8 protein-coding genes are annotated in these 8,833 nt (G+C 69.6%); 2 read left to right on the top strand and 6 right to left on the bottom strand.

What is annotated here, in order from left to right; all coding sequences use genetic code 11:
- Nucleotides 1-149 precede the first annotated feature (149 nt).
- The 3 genes from QN357_RS15845 to QN357_RS15835 all read right to left on the bottom strand — a co-directional run bounded on the left by QN357_RS15845 (nucleotide 150) and on the right by QN357_RS15835 (nucleotide 3,506).
- Nucleotides 150-1,025, bottom strand: a complete 876-nt coding sequence (locus QN357_RS15845) for a polyphosphate kinase 2 family protein (protein WP_134448791.1) — start codon at nucleotides 1,023-1,025, stop codon at nucleotides 150-152.
- A gap of 77 nt (nucleotides 1,026-1,102) precedes the next feature.
- On the bottom strand, nucleotides 1,103-2,995 hold the full coding sequence (locus QN357_RS15840; protein ID WP_323505179.1) for a thiamine pyrophosphate-binding protein: 1,893 nt from the start codon (nucleotides 2,993-2,995) through the stop codon (nucleotides 1,103-1,105).
- Nucleotides 2,988-3,506, bottom strand: coding sequence for a PLDc N-terminal domain-containing protein (locus tag QN357_RS15835; RefSeq protein WP_134448789.1), 519 nt, complete (start codon nucleotides 3,504-3,506; stop codon nucleotides 2,988-2,990). The genes QN357_RS15840 and QN357_RS15835 overlap by 8 nt, the downstream gene beginning before the upstream one ends.
- Before the next feature lie 90 nt (nucleotides 3,507-3,596).
- Here QN357_RS15835 and QN357_RS15830 point away from each other — a divergent pair, with 90 nt between their 5' ends.
- Nucleotides 3,597-4,001, top strand: coding sequence for a DUF4229 domain-containing protein (locus QN357_RS15830; RefSeq protein WP_134448788.1), 405 nt, complete (start codon nucleotides 3,597-3,599; stop codon nucleotides 3,999-4,001).
- Here the strand turns inward: QN357_RS15830 and QN357_RS15825 are convergent.
- The 3 genes from QN357_RS15825 to QN357_RS15815 all read right to left on the bottom strand — a co-directional run bounded on the left by QN357_RS15825 (nucleotide 3,975) and on the right by QN357_RS15815 (nucleotide 7,373).
- Nucleotides 3,975-5,024 carry a 1,4-dihydroxy-2-naphthoate polyprenyltransferase gene (locus tag QN357_RS15825; RefSeq protein WP_134448821.1) on the bottom strand — a complete coding sequence of 350 codons (1,050 nt, stop codon included), beginning with the start codon at nucleotides 5,022-5,024 and terminating at the stop codon, nucleotides 3,975-3,977. The two genes, QN357_RS15830 and QN357_RS15825, sit on opposite strands and share 27 nt — an antisense overlap.
- A 158-nt stretch (nucleotides 5,025-5,182) precedes the next feature.
- A complete protein-coding gene (locus tag QN357_RS15820; protein WP_323505180.1) occupies nucleotides 5,183-6,445 on the bottom strand; it encodes an AMP-binding protein in 1,263 nt (420 codons plus the stop codon).
- Between the two features lie 16 nt (nucleotides 6,446-6,461).
- Nucleotides 6,462-7,373 (bottom strand): 1,4-dihydroxy-2-naphthoyl-CoA synthase, encoded by a 912-nt coding sequence (locus tag QN357_RS15815; RefSeq protein WP_134558652.1) that lies wholly within the window; start codon nucleotides 7,371-7,373, stop codon nucleotides 6,462-6,464.
- Nucleotides 7,374-7,743: 370 nt separating this feature from the next.
- Here QN357_RS15815 and QN357_RS15810 point away from each other — a divergent pair, with 370 nt between their 5' ends.
- On the top strand, nucleotides 7,744-8,781 hold the full coding sequence (locus QN357_RS15810; protein ID WP_323505178.1) for a sigma-70 family RNA polymerase sigma factor: 1,038 nt from the start codon (nucleotides 7,744-7,746) through the stop codon (nucleotides 8,779-8,781).
- Nucleotides 8,782-8,833: the final 52 nt, after the last annotated feature.

Raw genomic sequence — 8,833 nt, 5'->3', positions numbered from 1 at the left:
CAGGCAGGTCCCGAGACAGAACTGTCAGCAAGGTCATGAGACAGAACTGTCAGATTGAGAACGAGACTTCACAGCCCTAAAGACGGACCCATAAGGGCCGATTTCGTACTCTCGCGGGATGAACGGGAGGAGTGGGCGGATGGGGCGGGTCAGGTGGCTGCGAGGCGCGCCTTTTCGGCGTCGACGTCGAAGGCGGCGGGCGGCCAGTCGAGGTCCAGACGCTCGAGGGCATCGATCAGCAGGTGCTGCACGGCGAGGCGCGCGTACCACTTCTTGCCCGCGGGAACGACGAACCACGGCGCGTCGGGGGTCGAGGTGCGTTCGAGGGCGAGCTGGTATGCCGTCTGGTAGTCGGCCCAGCGCATCCGCTCGTCGACGTCGCCCGGGTTGTACTTCCAGTGCTTGTCCGGGCGTTCGAGGCGCTCGAGCAGCCGCTCTTTCTGGTCTGCCGAGCTGATCTGCAGCATGACCTTGACGATCGTGGTTCCGTCGTCGACGAGGTCCTGCTCGAACTGGCGGATCTGCCCGTACCTGGCCTCGATCTCTTCGGCGGGGGCGAGCTCGTGGACGCGGGCGATCAGCACATCCTCGTAGTGCGAGCGGTCGAAGACCCCGATCAGGCCGGGCCCAGGCACGCGGCTCCGCACCCGCCAGAGGAAGTCGTGCGCGCGTTCTTCCGCTGTCGGTGCCTTGAACGCGGTGAGGCGCACACCCTGCGGGTCGACGGACCCGACGACGTGCCGCACGATGCCGCCCTTCCCTGCGGTGTCCATGGCCTGCAGCACGAGGAGCACCTTGCGGCCACCGCCGTCGTCTGCGGAAGCCCGGCTATTGGCGTAGAGCTTCTCCTGAAGCGAATCGAGCAGACCCACGCCCGAGGCGAGCGCCTTGTCGGCGTTCTTCTTCACGACCCCGTCGAAGCCGGGCGTCGCGTCGGGGTCGACGGAGGCGAGCCGGAATCCGGGGCCGACGCGGAGCGTCTCGATCGGGTCTGAATCCCAAAACTTTTGGTTGAGTCCGCTCATGATGATGCACCCTTCGTCGAAAACCGCAGGAAGACTGAGACTGTGCAGCCGGGCCCGCGTAAGGCTATGGAGAAAACCTAGCGCGTAAGCGGCACCTCGAGCAGGCTCGGTCCGAGCGGCGGCGCGGTGAGCGCCCGCTCGAGCTCGCTGCGGGTCGCCGCCCGGTCGTATTCCCAGCCGTATGCTGCGGCGAGCGCGGAGAGGTCGACGCCCTGCGGTGTGTAGAGCACCCTGCTGATCAAGTCGTCGGGGGCGGATGCCGCGACCTCGAGCCCGTCGAAAATGGTTCCGCCACCGTCGTTGCCGACGATGACCTGCAGCCGCGCCCGCGCCTCGCCAGGGACCAGGAGCATCGATCCCGCGTCGTGCAACAGGGCGAGGTCGCCGAGGAGCAGCCGGGTCGTGCCGGTCGAGCGCGGTTCGCTGCCGTGCTGGAACGCCTGGCTCGCGAGCGCGATACCCGTCGCGGTCGCGATCGTGCCGTCGATGCCCGCGAGGCCCCGGTTCGAGTGCACGGAGATCTTCTTGCCCGGCACCCGCCGGTCCGCCTCGCGGATCAACCGGGACGCGCCGAGCACCAGCCGGTCGTGCGGCCAGGAGGCCCGCCAGACGGCGTCGACGAGCATGCTCCGGGTGACGGGAGCGCGGAGGGCTGCGAATTCGGCGCGCGTCATCCCGTGGGCGCCGAAGGGGACATCCGCGTCTTCGGTCGCCGCGTCGAGAACGCGCCGGCTCGACATCACCCAGCTGCCGAGCCAGGCCCGGCCGTCGCGGGTTTCCGCCTCGGACGAAGCGGATGCGCCGACACGCGCCGTGCGGGCGAACGTGCGCACCCGGTGCCCAGGGTTGTACCACTCGGCGCCGGTCGGGGCCACGACGATCGTCTCGACGTCGTCCCGCTGGATGAGGGCCGGGACTTCCCGGCTCAGCGACGGATGTCCGAACACGATCACGCGCTCGACCCTGCCGCCGAAGTCCTCGGCCTGCAGCAGCTCACGGTATGCGGCCACGAGATTCGGCCCGAAGCGGGCGTTGCTCGACACCTCCGCGAGCAGTGGCCAGCCTCCGGCCCGGGCGAACTCCTCTGCAGCACTCCCCGCGCCTGTGCCGGCGACCACGACGGTGCGCAGCCCCCCGTCGACGACGAGAGCGGCCTGGTCACCCGTCACCATGTCACCGCTCACCGCGAAAGCGGGTGAGCCGTCGGTCTGGCCGTGGCTCAGCGGCGGCTCAGTCGTCGTCGCGGCCGGGTCGGCGGAGCGCTCGAGGGTCACGGGGGCGGAGAGGGGCTCCCGGAAGGCGAGGTTGAGCTGCACGGGACCGGGGTCGAGCGAGCGGCCTCCGGTGGCGGCATCCATCGACCGGGCGGCGAGTTCGGCAGCGCGGACATCGTCGGAGGAACGGCCACCGGCGGCACGGGACTCGGTGGCATCGGCGGCATGGCCGGCCGGGGCACCGGCAGCAGCAATCGCAGCAGCACCGGGGGCCGGTACGTCGAGGCAGAGCCGGGTCGCGACGCCGAAGAGCCCGGTCTGCACGGTCGTCTGGTTCGAGCGGATGCCGCGGAGTTCGACGGGGCGATCGGCCGTGAGCACGATGAGGGGCACCCCGGCGTGATGGGCCTCGAGCACCGCAGGGTGCAGGTTGGCGACGGCGGTACCGGACGTGCAGATCACGAGGGCGGGCACGCCGGTCTCGACCGCGAGGCCGAGCGCGAGGAAACCGGCGCCGCGTTCGTCGATGCGCACGTGCAGGCGGACCAGGCCGAGGCGCTCGAGTTCCGCGGCGACCAGGGCGAGCGCCTGCGAGCGGGAACCGGGGCTCACGACGATGTCGCGGATGCCGAGGCTCACGAACGCGCCGAGGAGGGCGACGCTGAAATCGGTCGCGGGGCTGCCGGAGGCCGCCGGACTGGTGAAGGGCAGGCCTCCACCCACGGCCGCGGTGTCGGTCAGGATCGGGTCAGGCATCCCGGCGGCCAGGCAGTTCGCCCTCGCCAGGGTCGGTCGTCTTCTTGGGTTCGGCTGCGGCGGGACCCTTCGCCGGGCCGGTGGACTGGCCCGTCGATGGCCCGGCATTGCCGGCGGCCTGCCCCTTGCCGGGGCCGGAGTTCTGGCCCTTGCCCGGTCGGTCGGGCTTGTCGGTCGCGTCCGGCTTGTCGAGGTCGGCGAGCTCCTGCTCCATCTGGCGGATGCGCTCCTCCTGGAGCCGGTCACGGCCGAGGCTCTTCAGGAAATCGGGATCGTCATCGGGGGCCAGCTGCCGCGATGGGCCGCGACCGGGCGCGGAACTCTGGTTGCTGCCACGGCCGATGAACAGCCAGAGGAGGGCGCCGACGACGGGGACCAGGACGATCACAAAGACCCAGACCCAGCGCGGCAATCCGCGGATCCGACCGCGGTCGAAGGTGACACACTCGACGAGCGCATAGACGGTCACGAGAATGACCGCAATTCCTACGACAAGCCACACCTTTACCATCCGCTCATTCTACGTATATCACCCGAGAGATCGGTGAGTACGCAGAGGTCCGCAAATCTAACGATCGGAACCACAATCTATGCTGAAAGCATGAAAGCTGTCCCGTCCTGGCTGAGCTACTCGGTCTACCGCATCCTCATGTTCGCAGTACCCCTCGCGGTACTGCTGATGCTCTCGATCGTCTGGTGGGTCTCCGCCATCGTCGCGGCCCTGATCGGGCTCTGCCTGTCGTACATCTTCCTGCGGAAGCCCAGGGAGCAGGTCGCCCTCGACCTGTACACGGCCCGGCACCCCACCGCTGAGGTCGTACATCCCGACGCGGAGTCGGAGGACGCGGCGATCGACCGTGCCGCCGACGCCGCTGCTTCTGCCGCGGTCGCCTCTGCCGAGGCAGCGGATGCCGCCGGCCGGGCGACGACGCGGGCCGCGGCATCCGCTGCGCCCGTCACGACCGCTGGGTCAGCGGCGTCAGAACGCGAAGGCAGCGCCCAGTAGTAGGCCGTACAGGAGCGCGCTGAAGCTCGTGAGCTTGAGCGCCAGGATGAGCTCGGCCGCGGTCTTCGCTGTGACGGTGATCAGGCACGCCGGAAGGGCGAGCAGGAGCACGAAGAGCACGAACCAGGCGAGCGGGTAGAAGAGCGCGAAGAAGGCCGCGATCGCGAACGGCACGAGCAGCAGCACGCAGAAGACGATGCGGCCGGGCAGGTTGCCGATCAGCACCGCGAGGGTGCGCTTGCCGGACGCCTTGTCCGGGACGATGTCACGCAGGTTGTTGACCATCAGCACGGCGCAGGCGATGAGCCCGATCGCGACCCCGCCGAGCCAGCTCTCAAGGTTCACCGTTCCGACCTGCACGAAGGTCGTGCCCGCGGTTGCGACGAGTCCGAAGAACACGAACACGAACAGCTCGCCGAGGCCGAAGTAGCCGTAGGGACGCTTGCCGCCGGTGTAGAACCAGGCTGCGACGATCGCGGCGGCGCCGACGAGCAGCAGCCACCACTGGCCGCTCAGGATCACGAGCACGAGACCCGCGAACGCGGCGAGCCCGAAGAACGCGAGCGCGACGGTGAGCACGGACCGCGGCCTCGCCGCTCCTCCGCCGGTCAGCCTGGCCGGGCCGACGCGGTAGGCGTCGGTGCCGCGGATGCCGTCGGAGTAATCGTTCGCGTAGTTCACGCCGATCTGCAGGCAGAGTGCCACGATGAGCGCGAGCAGGGCGCGGACCGGGTGGAAGACGCCCGGGTCGCTCGCGACGATGGCCGCGCCGGTGCCGAGGGCGACCGGGGCGATCGCGAGGGGAAGGGTGCGAAGGCGCGCGCCGGAGATCCAGTCGCCGGCCGTCGCCGGGCCGGAGCGGCCGTGCGCCTCTGCGCCGTTCCGCTTCGCCGGGTTTCCGGATCGACCGGAGTTGGCGGGCTTGCCCGCTGCCTTCCCGGCTGGCTTACCCGCCTGCTTTCCGGACGGCTGTCCGGCGGACGCCGGTGCCCCGAGGGTCTCCGAAGGATTCAATCGCTGCATTTTGGGCCTGACCGGCCGCGCTCCCTGTGCCACGTTTTCATGTTACCGGGCACTTGATAAGAGGATGCCGCGAGTCGGCACCCTCGCGCGACGCGCGCAGATCAACGCCCGTGGCCAGCGCATGCGCCCGCGGCTCAGCCCACGGCCAGTGACCGCGGCTAGGCCCGCACGGGGCCGGCGTCGGCGATGCGCTGCAGGGCGAGCCGGTCGGGCTTGCCTGAGACGAGCAGGGGGATCTCGGCGACCACAAGCAGGCGATCGGGCCGGGCCGCCTTGCCCAGGGCGGATGCGACGGCGTCCTTCACGACTGCGAGTCGGGCCGTCGCCGTGTCTGCCTCCGTCTCCGGCGAGCTGAACGGCGTTGCGGTCGGCGACGTGCGCGAGGCCTCGCCCCGCGACCGGGCCGGCACCGCGGAGTGCGACCCCGGGACCGCGACGACGGGCACCTGGCCCCACCGGGCATCCGCCACCCCCACGATCACCGCGTCGGCGAAACCGGGCAGGGCGCGCACCACGCGTTCGACGGCGTCGAGGGAGACCTTCTCTCCGCCCGAGATGATCACGTTGTCCGCGCGGCCGAGCACGCGCACGAGGCCGGTCACGGCGTCGACCTCGCCGAGGTCGCCGGTGCGGTACCAGCGCACGCCGTGGTCTTCGGTGAAGCGGTCGTGGGTGCGGAGCGGGTCGTCGAGGTACCCGTCGGCGAGCACGGAGCCGGACATCTCGAGCTCGCCGTCGACGACGCGCACAACCGTGTCGCCGATCGGGCTGCCGTTGTAACAGCATCCGCCGGCCGTTTCAGAGGAGCCGTATGTGCGCACGACCGCGATGCCGAGCGAGGCGGCGCGCTCGATCAGGGCAGGGGGCATGGCCTGGCCGCCGACCAGGATCGCCGTGAAGCGGCGCAGGAGTGCGAGCATTTCCGCGGCCCCGCCCTGGTCGTCAGCGTCGACCGCGTCGAGGAGGCGGGCGAGCTGCACCGGCACAAGGGAGGTGTAGCGCAGCGGCGCGGTCAGCCGGGTCGCCGCTTCGAAGAAGGCGGCCGGGTCGAAGTGACCGGGTGCCAGCGCGATCGGCGTGGTCCCCGCCTCGAGCGAGCGGACGAGCACCTGGACGCCCGCGACGTAGTGGGCGGGCAGGGCGAGCAGCCACTGGCCGGGCCCGCCGAGCGCCGCACTCGACGCCGCGGCGCTCGCCAGGAGGGCTGGCGCGCCGAGCAGCACCCGCTTGGGCACGCCGGTCGAACCGCTCGTCTCGATGACGACGGCCGTGCCGTCCGGAACGGTCACGGGCACGGGCACGGGCACGGGCACGGGCACGGGCACGGGCACGGGCAGCAGGGCGTCCCCGCGCCCGGAGAGGGCCTCGCGGAGCAGGTCGAGGAGGTCGAGCGGCCGGTCGACGGAGACGACCCGGAGCATCCGTGTCACGGCGGGACTAGAACTGCCAGTCGTACGGACCCCAGTCGGGGTCGCGTTTCTCGAGGAACGCGTCGCGGCCCTCGACGGCCTCGTCCGTGCCATAGGCGAGCCGCGTCGCTTCGCCCGCGAAGACCTGCTGCCCGACGAGTCCGTCATCGACGGCGTTGAAGGCGAACTTGAGCATGCGGATGGCGGTGGGCGACTTGGTCAGGATCGTGCGAGCCCAGTCGATGGCTTCGTTTTCGAGATCGGCGTGCGGGACGACCGCGTTGATCGCGCCCATCTCGAGGGCGCGCTGGGCGGAGTACTCGCGGGCGAGGAAGAAGACCTCGCGCGCGGCTTTCTGCCCGACCTGGCGTGCGAAGTATGCGCTGCCGTAACCGGCGTCGAAGGAGCCGACGTTGGCATCCGTCTGCTTGAACTTGGCGTGCTCTGCGCTCGCGATGCTGAGGTCGCAGACCACGTGCAGGGAGTGCCCGCCCCCGGCCGCCCAGCCGGGGATGACGGCGATGACGACCTTGGGCATGAAGCGGATCAGGCGCTGGATCTCGAGGATGTGCAGTCGGCCGCTGCGGGCCTTGTCGATGCCGCTGGCAGTCTCGCCTTCCGCGTACTTGTAGCCGTCGCGGCCACGGATGCGCTGGTCCCCGCCCGAGCAGAACGCCCAGCCGCCGTCCCTCGGGCTCGGGCCGTTTCCGGTGAGGAGGACGACGCCGATGCGCGGGTTCATCCGGGCGTCTTCGAGGGTGGCCTGCAGCTCGTCGACGGTGTGCGGCCGGAACGCGTTGCGCACCTCCGGGCGGTTGAACGCGACGCGCGCGATCTGCCCGGTGAGGTCGTGGTGGTACGTCACGTCGGTGAGGGACTCGAAGCCCGGGACGAGTTTCCACTGGCTCGGGTCGAAGATTTCAGACACCTGTTCGATCATGCTGCAAGCCTACGCGGCGGACCCCGCGCGCGGACCCGAGGGGTGCCGGCTGGACAGCGCGGGGATGGGCGCGCTCTCACACATACTCAGGCCCGAAAAACCAAGCGACACGCCGGTAAAAATGAGAAATACCCCTTTTGTGGTGGCAAAGTCAACCCCCTTGAGCGCCTCATTTTCACCATGTGTACTTGTGGTCTCAGTGAGACCCGGAGGTAGTCATGAACGACCTAGACACAGAGTCAAAAGCCCCGATCGACCTGCCACTCCACAACGACGTGGCAACCCGAACCCACAGCACCATCAGCATCCGCATGACCCCGGCAGAAAACACCAGAAAACACCAGAACGCCATCGGAACGGCGGTGCGACCGTGACCGTCACGATGAACACGTCGGCACCGGCCCACGACCACTTCGATTCTCCCGACTCCTACCGCGCCCCGCTCCCCTCGATCAACCCGGCCGGCTCATCCCAGCGTTCGGCCGGCAGTACGGCAGCGTCCCGCTACAGCAGGGCATCCACGGATGCCTTCGGCGACTACCTGCGCCGCATCGGCAAGGGCCCCCTCCTGAGCGCCGAGGACGAGGTCAACCTCGCCCGGCGGATCGAGGTCGGCCTGTTCGCCGCAGAGAAGCTCGCGCACGGGGTCGACGACCACGAGCTTTCCCGGGAACTCGCCTGGCTCGCCCACGACGGCGGCCGGGCGAAGAACCACTTCATCGAAGCCAACCTCCGCCTCGTCGTCAGCATCGCCAAGCACTACTCCGGCCGCGGGGTGCCGGTCATGGACCTCGTCCAGGACGGCAACATCGGCCTCGTCCGAGCGGTCGAGAAGTACGACTTCATGACCGGATACAAGTTCTCCACCTACGCGACCTGGTGGATCCGCCAGGCGATTCACCGCGGAATGGCCGACAAGTCCCGGATGATCCGCATCCCCGTGCACACCGCGGAGAAGCTCAACAAGATCAAGCGCATCCGCCGTGACCTCACGAGCACCCTCGACCGCGACCCCTCGCTCAAGGAGCTCTCCGAGGCGGCGCAGATCCCCATCCGCGACGTCTCGCGGCTGCTGCAGTACGACAATGAGCCGATTTCCCTGCATTCCCCGGTCGGTGACGGCGTCGGAGACATCTCGGAGCTCATCATCGACGACGACCTGCCGCAGCCGGACGAGTATGCGACGGTCACGCTGCGTGCCGCGGACATCTGCTTCTACCTCGACGCGCTGCCGCCGCGGGAGCGGTCGATCCTGAAGGCCCGATTCGGGCTCGACGGCGACGAACCGCGCACCCTCGACCAGATCGCCGTCATCCAGGGCGTCACCCGGGAGCGGGTCCGCCAGATCGAGAAGCGCGCGCTGGCCCTCCTGCACGTGCCCCGGCTCGAACGGTACCTGCGCGATTAGATGCCCGCAGGCCTGGTCCGTCGATGACCGGTTGTGCGGGTGCGTGAGCACC

Origin of the sequence: Cryobacterium sp. RTC2.1, assembly GCF_035018685.1 — a bacterium.
GTDB lineage: Bacteria > Actinomycetota > Actinomycetes > Actinomycetales > Microbacteriaceae > Cryobacterium > Cryobacterium glucosi.
Note: the sequence above shows the minus strand (reverse complement) of the source record. Positions and strands in the feature narration are given on the sequence as shown.